Below are 24,996 nucleotides of genomic sequence, written 5' to 3'. Positions count from 1 at the left end.
TCGTCATTATGGTGCGGTCAATGTCACCGTTATTGGCAGATTATCACCATTCGTATTGGTTAGTGTGAGTCTAGCCGTATCACCGGACACAGCATCGGCTCTAAAGTAGAAGTAAACCGCATCACCACTCACGCCACTTGTTTCGAGCATTGTCTCACTGTTAAGCAGAATTTTATCCGGATCCTGTATCTGGGTTATCTTCCACTCCCATATTCCCGGATTACCCGAAGTAAAAACAATCTTGCGACGTCGCATATTTCCGGTTCCATTATCGTTGCTGTCCAACTCTACGTTTGAGGTCAGCCACTCTCCGTCTTCTCTCCACTGGCTCAACAGTACATGGTGCTGCAGATTACCAGCATTGATATAAAAGCCTGTTTCCCGCTTAGTTCCGGTTCCTGAATTAAATTTGGGCATCACAACCTGGATATTATACGTATACACTCCTTCCGAAAGGGATATCTGAGTCATATTAACTGTCGGCCACGTATCCATGGTACTTTTGTTTAATGACGCCCCCGGCAGAAATCCTGTATCCGGATTAGCATCATAATTCGTTTTCACTTCTATATTGACAGTGACCCCATCACCAGCCGTCTGTACCTTGGTCTGCGATAATTTGAGATAATACTGTTTATCGAAAATTACATTCACCGGGCTTTCCGTCCATTCAAGTGGGGTAGCTGAAAGCTGATAGGTTTCGTTGGATATCGTAAGATTGTAGTTGATGTACTCGCCCGATTCCCAAGAATGCGGATTCTTGGCGAGAATATCACTGAACAGGAATTCCCGATCGCCAAAGTTGGTGGTAACAACGATTTTGGCGGTTGCGGAGAAAGCGTCAGTCGGCAACATGAGGAATGTATCACCTATCAAGGTGGCATTTTCAGTAACCGTTTTGTTACCGGTGGGAGTAGAAGCGACCTCCCCGGTGGCGACATCGCTCCAGACAAACTTCGGTTTGCCGTTTTTCGTCGTGGTAGTCGGAATTTCAGTCATCGCAAGGTTACCGCTTTTTCCTACATTCTGGAATTCTATTTTCTCGATAGTCACCTCATTCGGTACAGGAGCTACTTTCTTGAATGTAAAGGTAACCTTGGTCAATGTGTGGTAGAAGTGTATATTCACACCTTCAACCCATACAGGGCCCGATATAGCCGCCAATACATCGACATGATTGGCGGCAGATTCATTCGCTGTATAATTCAGCACCATTTCTCCGGGATCAATGAAACTCGCAGTAGGCGCATTCGCATCACTATACGGATACCAGGAGAAGAACTTCATGCTCGCATTCAACAATCCGGGCCAATATTGCAACGGCGAGATGGTGGCTGTCAGGTCGGCGTTAACCGTAGCACTTGCATTGAAGTATGATTGGGGAACAGAAGCATTGGGAGTCAGTGAGCCGTAAAGACCGAAAGTCTCTTCTTTCAGATCGGTATTCGAAGAGATTACCGTACCACGAGTGTAGACATAGCCGCCTTCACCGATACGTTGCACAACAATTAATTCCTTATCACACGTCATCTCTTCTCTGACACACGAAAAGAGGACAACCGAAAGGACAGCCATTGCCATAATCATCCTAATATTATTTATAGTCTTTATCATCTTACTTCTTTTCCGAAATTAAAAACAATCAGCGAAAGATATTACAAGTCCATATCCAAATCAATGTCTTGTCTTTCACCCCAATTTTCTACGCTTATCGTCAGTATCTGAATACCTATTTTTCCTACGCGTGCCGTTACCTGATACACGTTGTTCCGACGGATCTCCGTAAAAGGTTGCGCTGTCGGACTACCTGTGCCGTCAACCTTTGTTACGCTTTCAATTACTTTCCCGGTTATTCCGGTGACGTCCGAAGGCCCTTTTGGGACATTAGCCATACTGATAGACAGTCGGTCGGAATAATCCGACTTGAATAGGCGTTCGGCTGTGTAGAACGAGCAAAGCAACTTCCGGTTTTCAGCTCCGGGAGCCGATGAGTATGCCCAAGTTTCTGTAGTCGCAGCCGTCCAGCTATGCGTTAATAAATTGCTTTCCGACACGTCTTCCTTCACCTTTCCGTAGTTTTTTGAAGAGTCGGCGTTATCACGCGTGCCGTTGCCCACATTTCCCATCACGAAATAGCTATCGTGGGAGAAATTATGTAAGGTGACACTGGTGCTTCCGGCAGTATATCCGGTCACTGCCCCGCCGTCTATAGCTTCGATAAAGACATCTACCCGGGCTACGGCACGTTCGATCATCATTTGCACTGTTTTGGTTTCATCGGGTGCTATGGATATATCCCGGATCACTCCTGTCATAGGCATTCCGGTCGCCGAAATAATCTGCCCGTCATTATTCAGTATGCTGGAGATGTCGTAAATCATCTCTTGCAACGTCAAAAGATTAGCTATACCGTCAAGTTGGCTTGTGAGACTCTGCGGTTCGTTGGCAATAACTACGACCAGGATATCATTGCTGGAAGTCACTTCGAGAAGTTGCGCATCTATATCAGTAGCTGTCTCCGGAGTGCTCAACAGGATGTGTTCATTCACATCCTGTTGAGCACTCCGGGCGTGCTGCCGAATACGATAAACCGCATGGAGTTTATCTTCTCCTGTTGTTCCACATCCCCATTATTCACCAAATCGATGCTAAGTTGCGCCCGGGTAGTATGGGCAGGCAACTCATAAGCCACATCAGCTTCTCTACTGCATGAGAACAAAAGGATGGTGGATGCCAGATAAATGATATGTAATAGCTTTTTTCTCATTCTTAAACTTCCATCCCGTGGAGCCAATGAATCCAGGTCCCCACGACAATACCAATTTGAAGGAATCCTCCTCCGGGTTTTTCAACAACTGTAAATATCAGGTTCCATTCACTCTGCCTGTCAAGATACTCCTGAAAGGGAAGTTCCGTTCCGTCGTAACGGGAAACCGGCCGGGCAATGCTCAATAGTGTCATCAGATTGTAGCTCCAGACTTCGGCTTTGGTATTCGCATCCCTTATAATAAATTCATAATCCCATCCGCTCCTGTTGAGCAAACGCATCGTGTTCAGGCGTGCGGACATAACCACATCGGATATTTCACCCGGACCTGTATAGTAAGGCACATAAGTAATCGGCCCTTGTCCTGTGGGTTCGTTTTCCCAGGAATAAACCGCATTTTCCGGTGCCTGAATTTCAAATGTATATTGTGTGCCATCCACTTTATTTTCCTCATATCCCATTAGCGCGAGATTAAACCGATTGGTGTCACGTATCAGGTTCACCGGATAAACTTTATGGTTGGTATTGGATGGCAGGTGATCCACTTCCACAACTTCTCCGAAGTAAAGATGCTGAAATTCGAAATTAACAACATCCGTCTCCCGCTTCAGGGATACAATGACTTGTTGGAGGGTGGTTGTTCCCGGCACTAGTTTATTACCTGTATTGTCCGAAAGCCGGAATCTGTCAGACAGACTTCCGACGGTCAGTACTTTATAACTTCCGAAATCGAGCTCGTCGGTCAACGACATCCGGCTTCCACCAACCAGCGCAGCAACCTCGGCACTTTTGGTGAAAAGCAATTTATCATCGCTGTCGAACACAAGTACATCCACCGATTTAACCTGCGGATTAAATGCATCCGCATATTCCATATTGTAGTCGAAATACAAATTCCAACCAAAGCTCGCACCGTGGCAGGTCTTCGCGTATACTGTCGCACGAAGCCATACATAGCATCGAAGCAACGATAAGGAACAGCGATTTAGTTTTTCCGAACATATCTTTTCTTTTAGGGGGCAACCCTATCGGTTTGCCATTTTATATTGTCAGAGATCTCTATTTTGTGACCTCCGGTTATTTCCTCTTTTTGGGGCGCGCTTTGCATTTCATTGCATCTCGGATGCGCCGGTATATTTCAGTGCTGTTTTTGGGAAGCCTGTCACCGACTTGTTTTTACTTTTTTCGGCGGTCTGTTCCGTACGGAATATCTATTTTAAAAGTACAGGGCAGGCAGTCCGCACTGCCCTGTTTTCTTTGAAAGTAAAGAATTTATTTAGATTTCGAAATTTGTAGTCCAGTATATCCACGGAGCAACTTTAATCTCAAAATGGAGATAGGCACCTTTCTTATCGATATCTTCTTCTTCATCCGGATCTTCGGGACCACCACCAGGATACCACGGTGTACCGTTACCATTCACCTTTGTCAGCGTAAGCGTATAATAGTTATTACGTACTACACCGTATTTCCCATACTCCATGTAAGAGTTAGCTGCATTGTCATGACGAATCTCATAGTAGTAATAGTTGAGACTCTTTGGATACCAATAGATGCAACCTTCTTTTTTACACAGTTCACCACCATTCTGAATGTTGTTGTCGTCAAGAATAGCCTGCGTAAGGGATGCAAAATCACCCGGATCATTGGCGGTAAGTTCAGATTTTATCTGAGTATAGAACAGTTCGCATGCCGAAACTAAAAGTTTCTCCTGGGCGGTCATAGGGTCTGAGGCTGTTTCTTTAGCTTTGGCAGGCGTATAAGCAGCCAGCAAGTCGGCAAAACTCTTGAAGTTTACAGAGTTAGTTCCATTAGGAAGACGATACCAGTCATTTCCTAAAGTAAATTCACCAGACTTCCAAGGTGCATACTGTCCCTTAAGTACCAGACGCGTAGCCGCACCGAACTTCTGATATCCTGCGGCCATCGTATTCTCGATACAGTATTTGTAATTATCACCTGCAGTCGCACTTTCAGCAACCCATTCCACCTTAGGTTCGCGAGTTGCAGCATCGAGTGTATTCTTAATAATGCCTGTAAGATATTCGGTTCCACCCGCAGTCGTAAAGTTCGGGTCGACTGTATAGAAGTTACTTTTGTAGAATCCGGTAGTATGAGACGATGCTGTGGTAGTCTTCTTTGCAAAAGGATAGAACAGAGAGTTATAATAGTCTATAGTCCAGTTTCCAAAATCAAACTGTCCAAGACTTGCATTTGTTCCATCTTCAAAAGGTCCTACTTCTAATGAACCGCCAATCATAACCTCCAACTTTGCAGCAAGGCGTTCTATCTCAAGGGTAGCCGGATTACTTTTCGCTGCATTCTGAGCTTGCGCTTCCGATTTATAGTCGCTGACCAAAACAATCTTATCCGATACATCGAGCAGACATTCATCCTCCCATGCATGATTGGATGGATCTGAATCGGAGTCATCGTAGAATCCAACATTAATCATTGCACAGCCTTTGGAATGTACAACCTCCTCTACCAGATAAGCATTGTTGGGCTTAGTATTGTTTTCAGGAACTGTAATCATTCCATTGATGGTAGTATAGGTTGCACCCGCTGAAAGATTATCCAAGCGATCCTTTAATTGGTAACCCGGATTGGCTATAACAAGCAAATACTTAGTATTCGGATCCACTTTAACCGGAGTATTCGGGGTCGTAACTCCATTATTTGTTCCAAAAGAACTTGATCCCAATACCGTGGCATACTTAGTTGCCTTTTCATCCTTAGTCACCACCTTACTCGCATTGAACGTAATCAAATAGAGCTCATTAATCGCGCTTTCCTCCTCTAAAGCCGTCTGTTCACCAGAAGCACGTGAACCAGGCACTTTGGGATTAGTCAGACTAATTGATACGTAAGCTACATCATAACCTGCTCCCCCTTCAACCTCCGGATTTTCCTCCAGATTCTCATTTGAACAACTTGCCAGTGCCGCAACAGCCAGCAACGAAACTAAAATTGATTTAATCTTTAGCATAATACAAAAAATTATTAGAATTAATACTTATATAATTTCCCACTTAATCAGTAAGTTTTACTTACCATTCTTTTTCATTTTAGCAGCATTAGCCTTCTTCCTGACTAATTCTTCCAGATTGCTCCTAGCTGCATCCAGACCTGACTGCTCTGCAAACTTCAAATACTTCTTCGATGATTCATAATCTCCCTTCATTAACATTAATATTCCCATAGCATTATTATATTCCGGCAAATTCTTATTCGAATTCACCATGTCCAGATAACGTTCAGCCGAAACCAATTCATTACGTGATAAAGCGGCAGTAGCAGCATTTATATTTGCAATCTCACTCTGCGGATACATCTGGACAGCCGTTTCGAACACATCAATAAATTCTTGCGAGCCTGTCGGATAGGTATTAGCTACCAAAAACATTTCATTCAAGCTCAAATTCTGCGGACGCGTCTTGATAATCTCTTTTGCTTCCTCCACACTAAAATCCCTCACTTCGTAATTCACTTTGCAGATAGCCACACGCAAACTTGGGAAAATATACTTCAACAAGTATCGGTAAGGCGTCCCTCCGTGAAGTTGCATCAGTTTTGTTTCTCTTCCTTTTTCAATAGGTATGTTCCTGATAATATCCAGCACTTCGTCTTTATATTCCAATTCGATTGTTTCAAGCGCCTTCTCCAGTCCGTCCCAGTTTTCACCTCCAAAGACAATGTAGTATTGGTTTCTCGGAAAATCGTATCTGCATGCCAGATAATCCCGGAGCGCCATGGCACGTCCTTCAGACAGACGTTTATTCGCTGCCAATGTTCCTTCCGGAGAAGCATAACCGATAATATCCAAACGGTTCACTTTCACATTCGGATCGGACTTCAGCTCATCGATCATCTTGCGGATTTTAGCCAGTTCCTGAGGGTTATTCATGTATTCGGGACGAATATTGACTTTATTCACCTCGAAATCCAGAAAACATTCCGTTTGAACATCCCGTTGTTTGATTTCTTCCGCTTTCGGTTGCAGATAAGCAAACTGAGGAGCCACTACGTAAGGCGTCCATACACGTTCCAACGTCACTTTGCCAAATTCCTCGATGTTCATTAATGCCATTTCGCCGCAACCACATTCGTCATGCTGCACGTCCAGACGCGCATCCTTCATCCATGATTCGAACGGAACCAGATATTGATACCGAATCGTATCATTTCTTAGTTTTCCGGCTTTTTCCACTATATATGGCTTCTCGTAGCTTCTCTTCTCCTTGGCGCTCATCAACGCAAGCTCACGCTCATACGCCAAATACTCGTCACGACCTTTAATAGAAACTTTCGGAAGATTCAGAGTGCACCCGGAAGTCACCAGCCGCGGAATTAAATCCATTCCCCGGGCAGATTTCACTTTCACATTATTCAAAACAAAATCTATATCGACATGAATAAAATCACCTTTCTGTTCCAACTGCACCGGATTCACGGTAATGCCACCTTCGTAAGAGCGGGATTGAGCCATAGCTGTGTTTATATTCAGGCTGCAAACCACCAACATACACACAAGGAAACCTATATTTCTTATCATCATACTCCTCATTATTTAATTACATAAATAAGTGACACACTTGCTTTGGTAGGTCCGAAATAATTTTTGCTGCTTTCCTTCAATCTCGTACCACAGGTAGCGCAAGGATACTTGTCATATACAATGTGCGCATATCCCACTCCGACAGACGTTTCTATACTCCAGCGTTTTTTCAGAATCCACGAATATCCTACGGAAAAGCCACCGCCATAAAGATATCCCTGATAACGCGTATGCTGCATATTGTCACTGATAAAAGACCAGTCGGGCCACCCTCCTACATTGAAATCGGCATAATGTCCGTGCATTCCGATAAACATACGGCGAAAACTCTCACAAAACCAGTAACGAACTTCGGGTTGTATCCCCCAATGACGGAGGCGTTTGCCGTCGGAAAGTTTCCACGGATTATAATTGACCGGAATGTCCAGCGTCCATTTACGCGCCAGTCCGATCTCCAACCCCAAATTCATGGTAGTGGTAGCATCATACAGCAGATTGCTTTTCAACGCAACCTTCTGGGCATAACCCTCGGAAATAGCACATCCGAGCATGAATAATATGGGTATAACAACTTTCTTCATTTATATCACATTTACTGTTATTTATTGCCCCAATTGAGTAACATCTATTTTTATGCGTTGCACATTACTGATGCCCGTTTTAACGGAAGACGCCATTGTTGTGAGATGTACGATTCCGTTTCTGGAATCCGCCTCTATATTGGGCAATACCTTAATATATATCTTACCGTCTTCAACGATAATGCGTTCTTCTCCTGTATGTTCCTCCGGCATTACGGAAGAATACAGACGGATCCAATTTTTAGCACTTTCATCCACTTCGCCCGTAAGGCAGAAATAATTGATTTCATGCACCTCCGAATTTGAATTTTCAGCAGGCATGAGCTGAAGCGTACTTCCCGCAGCAGGAACAGCTTTCCTTTGTCTAATATGAACTTCTTTTTCCAAATTTCCTGTTTTTAATGTTAGATACACATCATCCTGTCACCTGTTTCTCTTTGTCCTTCTTCATACTACATCAACCAGTCAGCCCCATCTGTTACCGATGTTATTACCAGACCAAGTCCCTTGATGTGCAGACAGGTATTGTTCTGAATGCCGGACTCATACATAATATAATTCATGGAGATTGATTCTTGAGTGTCACTATAAGAGAGAGAGCCAAGCCAAGGATTGCTCAACGGCATAATCAACAACTTGGCATATATATCCGCACAAGTTGTCACTTTCGGTGTTAATTGAAAGAGAGTGCCGATCACATTCGACCCCTGCACACACACACCACAGATAATAAAAAAATCAAATATAAAAAACTGATTGTAAGTTTTGTTATTTCTCTCATTAATTCTCTAATATACTTTCCTCTACTTCTTATATATTTCTCTTTTTGCTTTTCTCTCAGGACAATATTTTTGTCCAAATCTCATATTGCAAATTTCGGAATATTAAAGGAGATACAAAATTGTATTCATTTCTGTTACAGAGAATCAATTTAGAATAAAGGGACTAATTATGTAGGTAGCGAACAACAAGGTTACGAAATTCACAACAAAAATATTCAATATCCTCATTTCTTTCGATATGCGAACATTTTAAAATTCCCAAGTTTCTTTCATAAAAACTTGGACAATAGAGGAAAGTTATAGTTTTCCGTGTCATTTAGACACAACTTAGGCACAAATTAGACAAAAGAACTAGCTATTTTATACAACAAAATAAGCTAATAACTTGTATAATTTGTGCCTAAATGACAAAATACTCAATTTCTGTATATATATAACTATCAGATTATAAGGTTTTACGCTCAGTTTCCGTAGGTGCCACCTCATCAGGAATACTGAATTCGCGATTAGCAAACAGATCAGCAAGTCCTGAAATTTGTTTCAGACGTAACAATTCATCACGATCCATACCAATATTTTTCATTATCCATTGATCGGACATACCTGCCTTATCAAGCTCCGCAACAATGTTGCACATCAATTCAATGTTATGCATTCCACGCGCACGGTTGTGCCGGATTGTTGAACTCATACGGTTAGACAAGTCTTTGTCTATCACCACAATCGGCAACAAACCGTTTTCACGCTTATAGATTCGTTGGGAAGTCTTCAATACCGTATAGCGATGGTAACCATCCACCAGGATATAACGGTCTTCATCTTTATTGTAGTAACATACACATGGCATCGTAAAGCCATCTTCCCAAATAGAAAGTTCCAGCAACTTCATTTCAGGCGGTGCAACGACATTCGGATTATAATCGTTCGCATATACTTTTTCTACGGGCACCGCTTTTACCTCGTAAACAGGGCTTTTATCTACACTCATGATACTATGATTCTATATTGTTCCATAATTTGACTTCTCTTACTCATCTCCTCCTTTGTAGGTGAGAATCCCATATATTTGCAGGCATGGTCATTCTTAAGAATACAAACGCACATTCGCTTATACGTGGGTATTTCTTTGAATTCCGGAATGTCGATATCATCCTGATATTCCATACGTACCGGTTTTTTCAACGTTTTGTAGGTACTGTTGTCCATAACGATAATTGGTACTTTCGCATCAATCAGCTTTTGGATGGTGGCATCACTCAGGCATCCGCCTTTTGTCCGCCAGAAATTCACGCTCACTGAAAGTTTCCGTAGATAATTCTTCCTCGCCCGCTCCGGCAGAGTAGACAACAAAAAATACATAAACTCGCGCCATGTATATCCTTCGGGAAGTTTCACCGATTGCCATCCCATTGCATGAGTACCACCATACATACCGGTAAAGTTCACACCGTTCACCCTTCCCACCATTTTACCCCAGGTATTAGGATCAAGCACCCGGTAAAGCTGCAAACTCTCTTGTGCCTCATTAATAAAGGGACTTGCTACACGCTGACGCTCCAGATTGACTCCGGCACGATAATAAAGATCGTATAAAACATTATAATCCCACTGGAATTTTCCATTGGCAGTCCATACATCCGTTGTTTTCCAGTCATAAATAGGGTAGGCATTATAAATATCGTTCCCTACTTTTGAAGTCCATTTATATTTATGATACATCTGGAATTTACGGCTCATATAGATACATCTCCACCGATTGAAACTTTCCTGTGTACGAATCCCGATCAGACAACAAGTGCGCACTGCATCATTTTTATTATGTATCCATTGCGCAAAACGCATCTGAAATTCATAATCCCACATGGTTGTATTATAAAAAGGAAAATCTTCTTTGGTCATTGCCTTTTTCGGCATGGAACGAACCCATATATTCTTTTTGCTGTCTTCCCACGGACGCCAAAAAGATTGATACATCGAGGTGCAGGTAGCCACACGGAAAGGGATGCATACCCGGTATACATCCAAAATATCCTTATTGGCCTCCAGCATCCGGTCTACATAGTCAATGGTCATTTTATACTGGATCTCATAATCCATGTGAAAAACTCCCAAACGTACCTTCAGGTTATTCTTCCGGATATAATCGATACACATATTCAGCAGTACCCCGCTGTCTTTACCTCCGGAGAATGACACATATATATTATCAAATTCATTAAATATAACTTTCAGTCGTTCTTGTGCTAATTCATATACATTCTTTGTGCCTGCTATTTTCTTTTTCGTCATAAGTTATCTATACATTTTTACATACCGTGTCCATTTCTTGTCCATCGATACAAATTCAAACTTTTCAAATGTTTCTTTATCTTGTACCAGTGTGACCGAATTGAGCAACCAACTCTCGGGCCTAAATTCCGCAACGATAGCGGGCAACAGATGTGACAGGATTTCCTCCCGTACGGTGCCTTCTGCCTTCACATAATAATTATTGATTACAGCTTTCTTCCGGCTTTTCTGTTCCACGGGGACGAAGCCCACCACTTCTTTATCTTCAATCGCAATGAACCACACATACTCTTCGCCCGTCTTGAAAGGGTAATTATTGTTTGCGCGTATCACTTCGGGATCCATCACCATCGGCGCTAAAAGCCGATATAAGTGTTTGTCTTTTCCTTTTAATCGTATTATCTGTATCATATCATTCAAAAATGGACACACAAAAATAAGGAAAAAATATCAAATTCGTCATTTCTGTTCCTAAAACATTTGTTTTTCACACTATTATCTCTATATTTCGATATTTTTGAAATCACCCATACGCCATTCCTCTTTCACGTTTAAAGTAAGTCAGTATAGTTGCAAAGCTTAAATATTCCCGTCCAGGAGTATGCAACCGACTTTTAAACTGATAGTAGGCAAAGATGACTTCGCATGCCAATTTATATTTGAAATGCAGCTTTAAACGGTGCTGCAAAAACTCAAACACCCGGCAGAGATATGCAAACACCTCCTCCACCCTAGCATTTGGAATCACTCGTGGCGCACGATTTACATCCGCTATATGCTCCATCTCATTAAGCACATATTCCAGTTGCTCAATTTCCTCACCGGTGTTTTGCATTGTACACTTCATTTGTTCTATTTTCTCTCCCTGATGGATGTACTGTTTTCGCTTTCGTTGTAAACGATCTTTTATTATTTCTATTCCTTTCAACATTATAAAATTTAGTTATATATAAATGGTTTGATATTACTGATTATTAATCGACAAAACTGCCACATAAAATTTAATCTCAAATGCAAATATAGAAAAGATTGTTTAAATAATTAGATTTTTATTTAAAAATATTCATACTTATTTTACATTTAAATTACCAGCATCAGAAAAACGTTTTTTTCATCCAATGAAACGAGTCATTATTTTGCGGCGTACTAAAATATTTTAAACAATGGATAATCAATCTTTTGACTGGCTGCTTCACGGTTGCCACGTACTATCCGAGATGGCAGTGGCTTATTTTCCCAACTATCAGGATAACTGATATAGACGATACGCTGGCAAATGCCCATACCCTCCTCGACCGATTGGAAAATGAATGTGGTACTGCCGAACATCTCCGTTCCACGTCACAACTCATAGAGGACACTATAAGTTGATAGAGGCCCGCATGGCCAGCAACAAGAACAGTGCTACAGGACTGACTACTGGATTTGCCGACCTTGACCGGGTGACATGCGGCTGGCAACCCGGTGAGGAGATCGTTATTGCTGCCCGTCCTGCGGTAGGTAAAACAGCATTTGCACTGCATCTGGCACGTACTGCAGCTTCTGCCGGTTATCATATCGCTGTGTATATTTTCACATATACAATATTTTTCTTGATGAATAACTGACTATTACCATACATTACCGATGGCAGTATGGATTTAGAAGAACACACATTTGCAAGTCATCAAGAAAATCTTGAACCTGCAAGACAAGAAAGGAAGCGAAAATATGATTTGCATAAAATTTAAATAGTCTCTAACCAATAAGTCATCTTTATACAATGACGAGTTGTTTGACAAACTTCGTAGTTAGCAATACCGGAGCAACATTCACAATTACCTATGAATCAATTATTTACAACAACTCATTCATTTAAACAAAAATTGCCTGCTAAAAATTTAGACAAAATTTGGTCAAATATTCCTTTTTATTAATTAAAAAGGCTACAGTTTCACAAACTACTATTGGAATTCGGTCTCTTTTCCATATATTTGCGCCCGCATTTTTGATTTTCGAATGAACCTCCTTATTCAATTTACCAAAACTAGATAAAACGAATGGAAAAAATAAACGCAGTAATTACAGGAGTCGGAGGATATGTACCCGATTACATCTTGACCAATGATGAGATTTCCAAAATGGTAGATACTACCGACGAATGGATTATGGGGCGTATTGGTATTAAGGAAAGACGTATTTTGAAAGAGGAAGGACTGGGAACTTCTTACATAGCTCGTAAAGCTGTCAAACAGTTAATAAAACGCACCCGAACAAATCCGGATGATATTGATCTGATAATTGTAGCTACAACAACCCCTGACTACCGCTTTCCTTCCACGGCTTCTATTTTATGTGAAAGACTGGGACTGAAAAGAGCTTTTGCTTTTGACATGCAAGCTGTTTGCAGCGGTTTTTTATATGCACTGGAGACTGGAGCCAATTTTATCCGTTCTGGAAATTACAAGAAAGTGGTAGTTGTAGGCGCTGAAAAGATGTCGTCAATAATAAATTATGCCGACCGGGCAACTTGTCCGATTTTCGGTGATGGCGGAGCAGCTGTCATGCTTGAACCTACTACTGAAGATTTTGGCATTATGGATGCTGTGTTAAGAACAGATGGTAAAGGATTGCCTTTTTTGCACATTAAAGCGGGTGGCTCTATATGTACTCCTTCTTATTATACATTGGATAATCAAATGCATTATATCTATCAGGAAGGACGTACTGTATTCAAATATGCAGTATCCAACATGGCTGATGCCTGTGAATCTATCATTGCAAGAAACCATCTAAGCAAAGAAAACATCGACTGGGTAATTCCTCATCAGGCTAATCAACGTATTATCACCGCCGTAACACAACGTTTGGAAGTTCCTGTCGAAAAGGTCATGGTCAACATCGAACGATACGGTAACACTAGTGCCGGCACTCTCCCACTCTGCCTCTGGGATTTTGAAGATAAATTCAAAAAAGGAGATAACCTAATTCTTACTGCATTTGGAGCAGGATTTGCATGGGGAGCCATCTATGTGAAATGGGGATATGATGGAAAAAAGAGATAGCGATTATTCGCTATCTTCAAAATAAAAAATCCTCTGATTTTCAGTAAATCAGAGGATTTTTTATTTCCTAATGCGGTGCGTACGGGACTCGAACCCGTGACCCCATGCGTGACAGGCATGTATTCTAACCAACTGAACTAACGCACCAAAATATTCACTTTAGCATCTCTCTCGATTGCGGATGCAAAGGTAGATATTTTTTTGAAACCTGCAATAGCTTCAGTATCTTTTTTCTGAAAAAGTGGGTTTATTAAGAATTATCGTGTACATTTGCAGCTACTAATAAAATAGAAAATAGAATGAAAAATACACCAATTGAACGACATCTGATTGACGAAACCATCAATGAGTTTCAAATTGTCGATTTTTCCAAAGCTACCATTCGTGAAGTGAAAGCTATTGCTTCAAAAGCAGAAACAGCATCGGGAGTTGAATTTATCAAAATGGAAATGGGTGTTCCGGGACTTCCTCCTTCCGCTGTAGGCGTGAAAGCGGAAATTGAAGCATTACAAAATGGCATTGCCAGTCTATATCCCGACATCAACGGATTGCCGGAACTAAAGAAAGAGGCATCCAACTTTATCAAAGCATTCATCAACGTAGATTTAAGTCCGGAAGGTTGTGTGCCTGTCACTGGTTCCATGCAAGGTACATTCGCTTCATTTCTTACTTGCAGCCAATGTGACGAAAAGAAAGATACGATTTTGTTTATCGATCCAGGGTTTCCGGTACAGAAACAGCAGTTGGTTGTAATGGGGCAAAAGTTTGAAACATTTGATGTGTATGACTACCGCGGAGAAAAACTGAAAGAGAAACTGGAAAGCTATCTGAAAAAAGGAAATATATCAGCCATCATTTATTCAAATCCCAATAATCCCAGCTGGATTTGCCTGAAAGAAGAAGAATTGAGGATTATCGGTGAATTGGCAACACTGTATGATGTGATTGTTCTGGAGGATTTGGCTTATTTTGCCATGGACTTCCGCCAAGATTTAAGTAAACCGTATCAACCTCCTTTCCAGCCATCAGTTGCCCATTATACGGACAATTACGTATTGCTGATTTCCGGCTCAAAAGCATTCAGCTACGCCGGGCAACGTATTGGGGTAAGTTGTATCTCTGATAAACTATACCACCGAAGCTATCCAGGACTGACCAAACGATATGGTGGCGGAACTTTCGGAACGGTTTTCATTCACCGTGTGCTTTATGCGCTTTCTTCAGGAACTAGTCATTCTGCACAGTTCGCCATGGCCGCCATGCTGAAAGCTGCCAACGAAGGACAATATAATTTCCTCAACGAAGTGAAGATATACGGTGAAAGAGCACGGAAATTAAAAGAAATCTTCCTCCGTCACGGTTTTCATCTGGTATATGACAACGATCTGGGCGAGCCGATTGCAGACGGATTTTATTTCACCATCGGTTATCCGGGAATAACCAGTGGCGAACTGGCGAAAGAATTGATGTACTACGGAGTCAGCGCTATCTCATTAGTAACTACAGGAAGCCATCAGGAAGGATTGCGCGCGTGTACCTCTTTCATTAAAGACCACCAATATGCTCAACTGGATGAAAGAATGAAACTATTTGCTGAAAATCATCCGATAGCCTGATTATTTGACATAAGATATTCATAAAAGCCATTCTTAAAATGAAAAAAAACGGAAAGAACGATTGTTATTCCGTTTTTTTTCTTACTTTAGTGGCATGAATATCGACTCTGACATATTTAAGATTCAATCGAATAATGTGTTGCCATCGAGAGGAAGGATTTTAATATCAGAACCTTTTCTACGTGACGCAACGTTTGGCAGATCCGTAATTTTACTGGTCGATCATACGGATGAAGGAAGTATGGGATTGGTTATCAACAAGCAACTGCCATTGTTCCTTAACGATATCATCATGGAATTTAAATACCTGGATGAGATTCCTCTATACAAAGGTGGACCTATTGCCACTGATACCCTATTTTATCTCCACACATTATCTGATATCCCCGGATCCATTTCTATCAGTAAAGGGCTTTATCTGAATGGAGATTTTGATGAAATAAAGAAATATATATTACAAGGGAATAAAATCAGTGAATGCATTCGTTTCTTCTTGGGATATTCCGGTTGGGATAGCGAACAGTTAAATAACGAAATCAGAGAAAACACATGGCTGGTGTCTGAAGAAGAAAAATCATATCTGATGAAAAACAATATCAAGGATATGTGGCGGACTGCTTTAGAGAAGCTAGGCAGCAAGTACGAAACGTGGTCACGCTTCCCGCAAGTGCCTACTCTCAACTAATATTTTATTTCTTAGGATTCAAACATTGGAGAAGCAATGCATCTTTGTAGCAGCCCTCCACTTGCAGCCAGTTTTTCAATAATCCGCATTGAACGAAGCCACAAGACGTGAACAGCTTTACACAAACGTCATTATCTGTCGTGACATGCGCATAAAGCTGACTTAAAGACAGAAAATCAAAAGCGTATTCACAAAGTAGCTTCAGTGCGTCGGTGGCATAACCTTGTTGCCGATAATCCTTATGAACGGCAATTCCGACTTCTCCCCGCGAATGAAGGGGAACGAAATCCGTAATATCAATCGTACCAAGGATACACTGGTCGGATTTGCGTACCATCATCAGACGTAATTGCTTATCCGCAAACACATCACACTGTGAACCTTCAATATATTGGCGCAACACGTAACGGGAGTATGGAACCGTAAAGTTACTGATGTCCCACATGGAAGGGTCATTTTCCATCTCGTACATAATGTCCATATCTTCCGGTTCTACTGCACGAAGATAAATACGTTCGTTCATTAAGAAAGACTGTCTCATAACTTTTCTTCTTTTGCAATGTGAAGTTCGTTACGCAATCTCTTCTCGCTGGGCAGGCAGAAAAGTGACGCCGTGAGGCCAATCAGCATACAGAGGTTACCCGTACTGCTCAACGTCAGGTAGTAACACAAAAGGTTCACTACAATAGCTACTTCAAGCACTCCCAAGCGAACAATGTTCCATTGCACATATCGCTTCAAGGCAAGCGTGATAGTCATGTGATCTATCTTTTTCTTAAGCACCAAGCTAAATAATTTGAGAGAAAGAGGCACACATAAAGCAGTGAGCAAAATGCCGACCGTCTCAAAATAGTAGATAGCCGGTGCGTTATCTACCAAACCTCCTACGGGAAAGAGTTCAAACTCTCCTGCCCCAAGCAAAAATGCCGGGAGTACCCAAAAGAAAACATAACTGATATTCAAATTTCTGACAGCTCGTCTTATCTGTTCTTCCATGTTCGTTCTTAAATGATTAATAATGATTATACAGTTCCGGTAAAAAGCGTCCGATTCACAATGCTGCGTCCTAAAGTCACTTCATCGGCATATTCAAGTTCATCACCAACTGATATGCCACGAGCTATCACACTTAGTTTAACCCCTAGTTTATCCAGCTTGCGATAGATATAGAAGTTGGTAGTATCGCCCTCCATCGTGGTGCTCAACGCCAGAATAACTTCTTTGATTCCACCTTCAGCCACCCGCTGCACCAGGCTTTCAATTTGAAGGTCACTCGGTCCGACTCCGTCCATTGGAGAAATAACCCCACCCAAAACATGATAAAGCCCGCGATACTGCTGGGTTGCCTCCACCGCCATTACATCACGGATATTTTCCACCACACAGACAGTGGAAGCATCCCGTTGCGGATTAGCACAAATCTGGCAAGTTTCAGTATCGGATATATTATGACACACTTTGCAGTATTTCACCTCACGTTTCAACGTTATGATAGAATTTCCGAAAGCTTCCACCGTAGCCGTATCCTGACGGAGCAGATGTAGAACAAGCCTCATAGCCGTCTTACGCCCGATACCCGGAAGTTTGGAAAATTCGCCGACTGCCTTTTCAAGCAGTATAGAAGGATATTGTTGGTTCATAGATAATATTTGCTGTTCTATCGATAAAACCTTGCAAAGATACAGATTATTGTTTTTAATACCTACAAAAATTGCTACCTTTGCATCTGTTATGATGATACTAGTCACTATTCTTTGCTACTTCGCGGTATTATTACTAATAGCCCGTATCACCGGACGTAAGGGAGGATCGAATGCAGCGTTCTTCAAGGGAGAGAACCAATCACCTTGGTATATAGTCTCTTTTGGAATGATTGGCGCCTCTATCTCCGGAGTCACTTTCGTCTCTGTACCGGGAATGGTGCGCGGAATGGATATGACGTATATGCAAACGGTACTCGGATTTTTCTTCGGATACATGGTCGTAGCCCATATCTTACTTCCTTTATATTATAAGTTGAATCTGACAAGCATCTACGGATATCTCGGCACCCGCATCGGAGTGCGCGCCTATCGCACCGGTTCCTTTTTCTTTCTGCTGTCACGCATGTTGGGAACCGCAGCCAAACTTTATCTGGTATGCCTTATTCTCCATACGTATGTATTCCAAGAAATGCACGTTCCCTTTTGGCTGATTGCTGTCGGTTCGGTTGCATTGGTATGGATATATACTCATAAAAGCGGAATAAAGACCATTGTGTGGACAGATACCTTACAAACATTTTGCCTGATTGCCGCTCTGATTTTTATCATCTATTTTACGATCCAAAAATTAGACCTTAACTTCAGTGGCATTGTGCAAACAATCCAAAACAGCGAACATAGCCGTATTTTTGTATTTGACGACTGGGTATCCCGACAGAACTTCTTCAAACAGTTCTTCAGCGGTATCTTCATCGTCATCGTAATGACCGGACTGGATCAGGATATGATGCAAAAGAATCTTTCTTGCCGGAACCTCCGGGAAGCACAAAAAAACATGTATTGCTACGGTTTCTCATTCATTCCGCTAAATTTTCTTTTTCTATGCTTGGGAATTCTATTGATAGCACTAGCGGGACAAATGCAACTCGAACTGCCAGCCATGAATGATGATATACTGTCCATGTTTGCAGCCCAAGGTTATCTGGGACAATCCGTATTGGTACTTTTTACAATCGGTATTATCGCAGCAGCTTTCAGCAACTCGGATTCCGCCCTGACAGCCATGACAACCAGTGTATGCGTAGATCTGCTAAATACGGAAAAAGACACAGAAGAAACGGCACGTCGCAAAAGAGACAAAGTGCATTTATCGCTATCAGTCTTATTGGCATTCTTCATCTGCCTGGTAGAAATACTTAATAATAAGAGCGTTATTGACGCCATATATATCATCGCCTCCTACACATACGGTCCCCTGCTTGGAATGTTTGCTTTCGGACTTTTTACACGCAGGCAAACGAATGACCGGTGGGTTCCTCTCATAGCCATCCTTTCACCACTGATCTGCTATCTTGCCGACTGGTGGATTGGAAAAGAAACCGGATATAAATTCGGTTATGAATTGCTAATGTTAAATGGAACGCTTACCTTTGCGGGGTTAATTTGTATGTCTAAAAAAGGGAAAACGCTGAAAGTACCATGAAAACAGGTACTCCGAAGTTTATAATAAATAATGGCAGAGTTTATTATAAACTGCGCAATAGTTTATTATAAACAATGAACAAGTTTATTATAAACGATTTTACAAAGAAATAAATGACAAGAAAATGGAAATAACAAGTGCTGAATTTGTGATTAGCAATACGGACGTGAAGAAATGCCCAGCCGGTATTTTCCCGGAATATGCCTTTATAGGCCGTTCGAATGTGGGTAAATCAAGTCTTATCAATATGTTGACCAGTCGTAAAGGTCTGGCCATGACCTCCTCTACTCCGGGAAAAACGATGTTAATCAACCACTTCCTTATCAATAAGAATTGGTATCTCGTCGACCTTCCGGGATATGGCTACGCCCGACGCGGACAGAAAGGAAAAGACCAGATACATACCATAATTGAAGACTACATTCTGGAACGAGAGCAAATGACTAATCTCTTTGTCCTGATAGACAGCCGGCTGGAACCTCAAAAAATAGACCTTGAGTTTATGGAATGGCTGGGCGAGAACGGTATCCCCTTCTCTATCATCTTTACCAAAGCCGATAAACTCAAAGGTGGACGTTTAAAAATGAATATCAATGCCTATTTACGTGAGTTGAGTAAACAATGGGAAGAGCTCCCTCCTCACTTCGTTTCTTCCTCGGAAGACCGCATGGGACGTATGGAAATACTCAACTACATAGAAAACATAAACAAGGATCTCAATATAAAATGAAAAGAAGAATGAAAAAGAGTTTTTTATCCATTGCCTTTATGGCAGTATTTATGCTGATGGCGACTAACAGCCAGGCACAATCATGGTCCGACTTATTTAATAAGGACAACATTTCAAAAGTAGTGAATGCCATCACCGGAACCACCGAATCTATCGACATGACCGGAACATGGAACTACAAAGGTTCGGCCGTAGAGTTCGAATCGGATAACTTACTAATGAAAGCAGGCGGAGCTGCCGCAGCCACTATGGCTGAAAATAAGCTGAACGAACAATTAAGCAAAATAGGTATTAAAGACGGCCAAATGAGTTTCACTTTCAATGCCGACAGTACTTTCACCAGCACGGTGGGCAAGAAAACATTGAAAGGCACTTACTCCTACAATGCTTCAACCAAACAAGTTGATTTGAAGTATTTGAAACTTCTGAATCTGCACGCTAAAGTAAATTGCAGTTCCAGTTCACTGGAGTTACTGTTCAACTCGGACAAACTGTTGAAATTAATGGCTTTCATCGGCAGCAAAAGTAGCAGTACCGCACTGAAAACAGTTAGTTCACTGGCCGAAAATTACGATGGAATGATGCTCGGATTCCAACTCTCAAAATAGCAAAAGAGAATCGTTTAATACTATTTCGCACTCCATAAAGTATATTTTAGGGGAAAAGCATTATCTTTGTCGTTTGTAATCAAAAAGAGAAGGAAAAATGAAAAAGATACTTTTTTTAATGACCCTGTTAGTAATGGGCGTAAGCTTTGCATTTGCGCAAACAAATGCAGATATCAAGTTTGACAAAACAACTCACGATTTCGGTAAGTTTTCTGAAAACAGCCCGGTTGTCAGTTGCACATTTACCTTTACTAATATCGGCGATGCCCCTCTGGTGATCCATCAGGCGGTAGCCTCTTGCGGATGTACAGTACCCGAATATACAAAGGAGCCCATCATGCCGGGCAAAAAGGGAACAATCAAGGTAACTTATAACGGAACAGGCAAATATCCGGGACATTTCAAAAAATCAATCACCTTGCGTACCAACGCCAAAACAGAGATGGTAAGATTGTATATCGAAGGCGATATGACGGCAAAAGATGCAAAGTAGGAAAAAATAGACTATTACATAAAGGAGAATCTTTCGGTTCTCCTTTTTTTTTGTTTACTTTGAGGACGGAAATGTAAATTAACACATTAGCAAATTATAAAAACTATGAAACAAGAAGAAGACAAATTCACCGGGTTACCCGAGAATGCGTTCAGAGAGTTGAAACCCGGGGAAGTGTACAACCCGTTGATGGGTCCCTCTAAAAATTATCCGGAAGTTAATATCTGGTCAGTAGCATGGGGTATTGCCATGGCAATCCTTTTTTCGGCCGCCGCTGCCTATCTGGGATTGAAGGTCGGACAGGTATTTGAAGCAGCTATTCCAATTGCGATCATTGCCGTAGGAGTTTCCGGAGCTGCCAAAAGAAAAAATGCGTTGGGTGAAAATGTGATTATCCAGTCTATCGGAGCTTGTTCCGGAGTAATCGTTGCCGGAGCAATCTTCACCCTCCCCGCTCTTTATATTCTCCAAGCTAAATATCCCGAGATGACGGTTACCTTCATGCAGGTATTCATCAGCTCTTTATTGGGTGGCGTATTGGGTATTCTATTCCTGATCCCTTTCCGTAAATACTTCGTCAGCGACATGCATGGAAAATATCCTTTCCCGGAAGCAACAGCCACTACACAGGTGTTGATCTCCGGCGAAAAAGGCGGCAGTCAGGCCAAACCGTTATTGATGGCAGGTATGATCGGCGGATTATATGACTTCATCGTAGCGACATTCGGATGGTGGAACGAGAACTTTACCACCCGTGTTTGTAGTGCCGGAGAAATGCTGGCAGAAAAGGCAAAATTGGTATTCAAGGTAAACACCGGTGCCGCCGTGCTTGGTTTGGGATATATCGTCGGACTGAAATATGCTTCCATCATTTGTGCCGGTTCATTGGCTGTGTGGTGGATTATCATTCCGGGAATGTCTGCTATCTGGGGTGACAGTGTACTGAATGCATGGAATCCGGAAATCACCTCTACCGTAGGTATGATGAGTCCGGAAGAAATATTCAAATATTATGCCAAGAGCATCGGTATCGGCGGTATCGCTATGGCGGGTGTGATCGGTATTATCCGTTCCTGGAGCATCATCAAGAGCGCTGTCGGACTGGCAGCCAAAGAGATGGGCGGTAAAGGGAATGTAGAGAAGAGCATTATCCGTACCCAACGGGATCTTTCCATGAAGATTATCGCCATCGGTTCCATCATCACACTGATCTTAATCGTATTATTCTTCTACCTTGATGTCATGCAAGGGAATCTGTTGCATACATTGGTAGCCATTGTTCTGGTTGCCGGTATCTCTTTCCTGTTCACCACAGTAGCAGCTAATGCCATTGCGATTGTTGGTACTAATCCGGTTTCGGGAATGACATTGATGACACTGATTTTGGCTTCCGTAGTGATGGTAGCTGTCGGACTGAAAGGTCCTTCGGGCATGGTTGCCGCATTGGTAATGGGTGGTGTAGTATGTACCGCACTATCGATGGCAGGAGGTTTTATCACCGACTTGAAGATTGGTTACTGGCTCGGAAGCACGCCTGCCAAACAGGAAACATGGAAGTTCTTGGGAACAATCGTATCGGCTGCAACAGTAGGCGGTGTAATGATTATCCTGAATAAGACATACGGATTTACAAGTGGCGCACTGGCTGCTCCGCAAGCAAATGCGATGGCGGCCGTTATCGAACCGCTGATGAGTGGTGTAGGTGCACCCTGGTTGTTATATGGTATTGGGGCTGTCTTAGCTATTATTCTGACTCTTTGTAAAATTCCTGCATTAGCTTTCGCATTGGGTATGTTTATTCCGTTGGAACTGAATGTGCCGCTGGTAGTGGGTGGAGCAGTGAATTGGTTTGTTACAACACGTAGCAAAGATGCATCTCTGAATACGGAAAGAGGTGAAAAAGGAACTTTACTGGCATCCGGTTTCATTGCCGGAGGTGCATTGATGGGAGTAATCAGTGCCGCGATGCGCTTTGGTGGAATCAATCTGGTTAATGAGGCATGGTTGAACAATACTTGGTCAGAAGTGTTGGCATTAGGAGCGTATGCCTTACTGATTCTTTACTTTATAAAGGCTTCAATGAAAGTTAAATAAATCATTATGAGGAGACTATTATCCATTATAGTATCACTTGTAACTGCCATATCATTTGCGCAGCAGCCCGTCGAGCTACCTTTGTGGCCCGACGGTGCTCCCAACTCCAGTGGACTAACCGGAGAAGAGCAGGAAACGCGCCCTCATTTTGTCACGAATGTCACGCATCCCACCCTGACGGTCTACCATCCGGAAAAGCCGAATGGAATGGCTATTATCATGTGTCCCGGAGGCGGTTATCGTGGACTGGGTATGGATGGAGAGGGGTATGATATGGCCCCCTGGTTCTGCGGACAAGGTATTACCTATATGGTATTAAAATACCGGATGCCGAACGGACATTGGGAAGTCCCCGTATCAGACGCCGAACAAGCCATTCGCATGGTACGCCAACATGCCAAAGAATGGAATGTCGATCCTTACAAGGTAGGATTAATGGGAGCCTCTGCGGGAGGGCATTTAACTGCTACACTCGCCACTCACTACAATTCGGAAACACGTCCGGACTTTCAGATATTACTTTATCCGGTAGTTACGATGATGCAAGTCACCCGGGGAAATACCAGAGCTGCATTGCTTGGCAAAAATCCCACAATGGAACAAATACAGAAGTTCTCTGCCGAATTGCAAGTAACGCCCGATACTCCACAAGCATTTATCGCTCTTACCTCCGACGACCCTTCCGTAGCACCTTATCACGGAGTGAACTATTACCTCGCTTTACAAAAAAACAAGGTTCCGGCAACTCTCCATGTTTATCCTACCGGAGGACATGGCTGGGGATTTCAGGATCATTTTAAATATAAGCAACAATGGACACAGGAGTTGGAGAAATGGTTGCGCGACGGCGTTGTATTCCCGGAAAATCCCGAACCCATGTTACGAATCGGGAAATCTTACCTGGGAACTAAATACGTGGCTAACACATTAGATCAAGACGGAGAAGAATCATTAGTGATCCGGACCGATGCCGTAGATTGCCTCACTTTCGTAGAATACACGTTGGCACAGGCACTCGGTTCTTCCTTTGCCGACAATCTGCAAAAAATACGTTATCGGGACGGCATCATCAACGGTTATCCTTCCCGATTGCATTATACTTCCGAATGGATAGAAAACGGAATTCGTCACGGATTCCTCACCGATATTACTGCCAAAAACAGTGCGCATACCCAGAAAATCTCTCTTTCGTATATGTCTACCCATCCCAGGCAATATAAAAAATTGGCTGATTCGCCGGAAAATGTACGACAAATGGCCGAATATGAAAAAGCAATCTCCGGAAAAGTCGTACATTGGTTGCCGAAAAGCGAACTGCCGGAAGCCGGATTGCCCTGGATCATGAATGGAGACATTATTGCTATTACAACGAAGATGCCCGGACTGGACATTGCTCATGTGGGAATAGCAGAATATAAAGAGGGAAAACTGCACCTGCTGCACGCTTCTTCTACATTGGGAAAAGTAGTTGTCAGCGATGAACCTCTCAATCACATGCTAAACAACAATAAATCGTGGACAGGCATACGTGTTGTCCGGATGTCTCACTCTAAAAATAACTGA

The 24,996-nt window shown here is 42.3% G+C and carries 23 protein-coding genes, 1 tRNA gene and 2 pseudogenes; 10 read left to right on the top strand and 16 right to left on the bottom strand.

The window, feature by feature from the left end:
* Nucleotides 1–6 precede the first annotated feature (6 nt).
* The 12 genes and pseudogenes from DXA54_RS20355 to DXA54_RS20295 form a co-directional block, all read right to left on the bottom strand.
* Nucleotides 7–1,614: a fimbrillin family protein gene (locus tag DXA54_RS20355; RefSeq protein WP_008647343.1), complete on the bottom strand. Its 1,608-nt coding sequence runs from the start codon at nt 1,612–1,614 to the stop codon at nt 7–9.
* Nucleotides 1,615–1,655: 41 nt separating this feature from the next.
* Nucleotides 1,656–2,767, bottom strand: a pseudogene (locus tag DXA54_RS20350) (hypothetical protein).
* A gap of 2 nt (nt 2,768–2,769) precedes the next feature.
* Nucleotides 2,770–3,769, bottom strand: a pseudogene (locus DXA54_RS20345) (FimB/Mfa2 family fimbrial subunit).
* 274 nt (nt 3,770–4,043) lie between these two features.
* The gene (locus tag DXA54_RS20335) at nt 4,044–5,756 is read right to left on the bottom strand and encodes an Mfa1 family fimbria major subunit (RefSeq protein ID WP_004327265.1); all 1,713 of its coding nucleotides are present in this window, start codon (nt 5,754–5,756) and stop codon (nt 4,044–4,046) included.
* Nucleotides 5,757–5,813: 57 nt separating this feature from the next.
* Nucleotides 5,814–7,325: a DUF3868 domain-containing protein gene (locus tag DXA54_RS20330; RefSeq protein ID WP_008647338.1), complete on the bottom strand. Its 1,512-nt coding sequence runs from the start codon at nt 7,323–7,325 to the stop codon at nt 5,814–5,816.
* An 8-nt stretch (nt 7,326–7,333) separates the two neighbouring features.
* Nucleotides 7,334–7,906 (bottom strand): DUF3575 domain-containing protein, encoded by a 573-nt coding sequence (locus DXA54_RS20325; protein ID WP_008647336.1) that lies wholly within the window; start codon nt 7,904–7,906, stop codon nt 7,334–7,336.
* A gap of 21 nt (nt 7,907–7,927) precedes the next feature.
* Complete coding sequence (locus DXA54_RS20320) at nt 7,928–8,293, bottom strand: hypothetical protein (protein WP_008647334.1); 366 nt, start codon at nt 8,291–8,293, stop codon at nt 7,928–7,930.
* Nucleotides 8,294–8,358: 65 nt separating this feature from the next.
* On the bottom strand, nt 8,359–8,619 hold the full coding sequence (locus DXA54_RS28595; RefSeq protein ID WP_232284314.1) for a hypothetical protein: 261 nt from the start codon (nt 8,617–8,619) through the stop codon (nt 8,359–8,361).
* A 514-nt stretch (nt 8,620–9,133) separates the two neighbouring features.
* Nucleotides 9,134–9,676 (bottom strand): IbrB-like domain-containing protein, encoded by a 543-nt coding sequence (locus DXA54_RS20310; RefSeq protein WP_004300435.1) that lies wholly within the window; start codon nt 9,674–9,676, stop codon nt 9,134–9,136.
* Nucleotides 9,673–10,977, bottom strand: a complete 1,305-nt coding sequence (locus DXA54_RS20305; protein ID WP_008647330.1) for a DUF3440 domain-containing protein — start codon at nt 10,975–10,977, stop codon at nt 9,673–9,675. The genes DXA54_RS20310 and DXA54_RS20305 overlap by 4 nt, the downstream gene beginning before the upstream one ends.
* 3 nt (nt 10,978–10,980) lie before the next feature.
* Nucleotides 10,981–11,388: a hypothetical protein gene (locus tag DXA54_RS20300; protein WP_008647328.1), complete on the bottom strand. Its 408-nt coding sequence runs from the start codon at nt 11,386–11,388 to the stop codon at nt 10,981–10,983.
* Nucleotides 11,389–11,500: 112 nt separating this feature from the next.
* Entirely contained in the window at nt 11,501–11,908 is a 408-nt protein-coding gene (locus DXA54_RS20295) for a hypothetical protein (RefSeq protein ID WP_004300432.1), read from the bottom strand.
* Nucleotides 11,909–12,287: 379 nt separating this feature from the next.
* Between DXA54_RS20295 and DXA54_RS20285 the strand changes: the two genes are divergently transcribed.
* Both DXA54_RS20285 and DXA54_RS20280 read left to right on the top strand, forming a co-directional pair.
* Nucleotides 12,288–12,584, top strand: coding sequence for a DnaB-like helicase C-terminal domain-containing protein (locus DXA54_RS20285; RefSeq protein WP_004318548.1), 297 nt, complete (start codon nt 12,288–12,290; stop codon nt 12,582–12,584).
* 432 nt (nt 12,585–13,016) lie between these two features.
* Nucleotides 13,017–14,021 (top strand): beta-ketoacyl-ACP synthase III, encoded by a 1,005-nt coding sequence (locus DXA54_RS20280; protein WP_004300429.1) that lies wholly within the window; start codon nt 13,017–13,019, stop codon nt 14,019–14,021.
* 73 nt (nt 14,022–14,094) lie between these two features.
* Here the strand turns inward: DXA54_RS20280 and DXA54_RS20275 are convergent.
* Nucleotides 14,095–14,168 (bottom strand) — tRNA-Asp (locus tag DXA54_RS20275).
* A gap of 152 nt (nt 14,169–14,320) precedes the next feature.
* Between DXA54_RS20275 and DXA54_RS20270 the strand changes: the two genes are divergently transcribed.
* Nucleotides 14,321–15,637 (top strand): aminotransferase class I/II-fold pyridoxal phosphate-dependent enzyme, encoded by a 1,317-nt coding sequence (locus tag DXA54_RS20270; protein ID WP_120080539.1) that lies wholly within the window; start codon nt 14,321–14,323, stop codon nt 15,635–15,637.
* Nucleotides 15,638–15,731: 94 nt separating this feature from the next.
* Nucleotides 15,732–16,322: a YqgE/AlgH family protein gene (locus DXA54_RS20265; RefSeq protein WP_004300427.1), complete on the top strand. Its 591-nt coding sequence runs from the start codon at nt 15,732–15,734 to the stop codon at nt 16,320–16,322.
* A 4-nt stretch (nt 16,323–16,326) separates the two neighbouring features.
* Here DXA54_RS20265 and DXA54_RS20260 read toward each other — a convergent pair whose 3' ends face one another.
* From DXA54_RS20260 to recR, 3 genes are read right to left on the bottom strand one after another with little or no spacing between them, the layout of a single operon-like run.
* Nucleotides 16,327–16,863, bottom strand: coding sequence for a GNAT family N-acetyltransferase (locus DXA54_RS20260; RefSeq protein WP_004326972.1), 537 nt, complete (start codon nt 16,861–16,863; stop codon nt 16,327–16,329).
* Complete coding sequence (locus DXA54_RS20255; RefSeq protein WP_008647308.1) at nt 16,860–17,318, bottom strand: hypothetical protein; 459 nt, start codon at nt 17,316–17,318, stop codon at nt 16,860–16,862. The genes DXA54_RS20260 and DXA54_RS20255 overlap by 4 nt, the downstream gene beginning before the upstream one ends.
* A 26-nt stretch (nt 17,319–17,344) precedes the next feature.
* Nucleotides 17,345–17,962, bottom strand: a complete 618-nt coding sequence (recR, locus tag DXA54_RS20250; RefSeq protein ID WP_004306273.1) for a recombination mediator RecR — start codon at nt 17,960–17,962, stop codon at nt 17,345–17,347.
* 91 nt (nt 17,963–18,053) lie between these two features.
* On the opposite strand from recR, the gene DXA54_RS20245 reads away from it, so the two are divergent.
* The 6 genes from DXA54_RS20245 (at nt 18,054) to DXA54_RS20220 (ending at nt 24,996) form a co-directional block, all read left to right on the top strand.
* On the top strand, nt 18,054–19,508 hold the full coding sequence (locus DXA54_RS20245; RefSeq protein ID WP_008647307.1) for a sodium:solute symporter: 1,455 nt from the start codon (nt 18,054–18,056) through the stop codon (nt 19,506–19,508).
* A gap of 124 nt (nt 19,509–19,632) precedes the next feature.
* Nucleotides 19,633–20,238 carry a ribosome biogenesis GTP-binding protein YihA/YsxC gene (yihA, locus tag DXA54_RS20240; protein ID WP_008647306.1) on the top strand — a complete coding sequence of 202 codons (606 nt, stop codon included), beginning with the start codon at nt 19,633–19,635 and terminating at the stop codon, nt 20,236–20,238.
* Between the two features lie 8 nt (nt 20,239–20,246).
* Nucleotides 20,247–20,846, top strand: a complete 600-nt coding sequence (locus tag DXA54_RS20235) for a DUF4923 family protein (protein ID WP_032852599.1) — start codon at nt 20,247–20,249, stop codon at nt 20,844–20,846.
* Nucleotides 20,847–20,943: 97 nt separating this feature from the next.
* Entirely contained in the window at nt 20,944–21,339 is a 396-nt protein-coding gene (locus DXA54_RS20230) for a DUF1573 domain-containing protein (protein WP_004300420.1), read from the top strand.
* A gap of 105 nt (nt 21,340–21,444) precedes the next feature.
* Complete coding sequence (locus DXA54_RS20225; RefSeq protein ID WP_004300419.1) at nt 21,445–23,433, top strand: OPT family oligopeptide transporter; 1,989 nt, start codon at nt 21,445–21,447, stop codon at nt 23,431–23,433.
* Between the two features lie 6 nt (nt 23,434–23,439).
* Nucleotides 23,440–24,996: an N-acetylmuramoyl-L-alanine amidase-like domain-containing protein gene (locus DXA54_RS20220; protein ID WP_120080537.1), complete on the top strand. Its 1,557-nt coding sequence runs from the start codon at nt 23,440–23,442 to the stop codon at nt 24,994–24,996.

It is taken from the genome of Bacteroides sp. OF03-11BH, assembly GCF_003604005.1.
In the GTDB taxonomy this organism is placed as follows: Bacteria; Bacteroidota; Bacteroidia; order Bacteroidales; family Bacteroidaceae; genus Bacteroides; species Bacteroides ovatus.
Note: the sequence above shows the minus strand (reverse complement) of the source record. Positions and strands in the feature narration are given on the sequence as shown.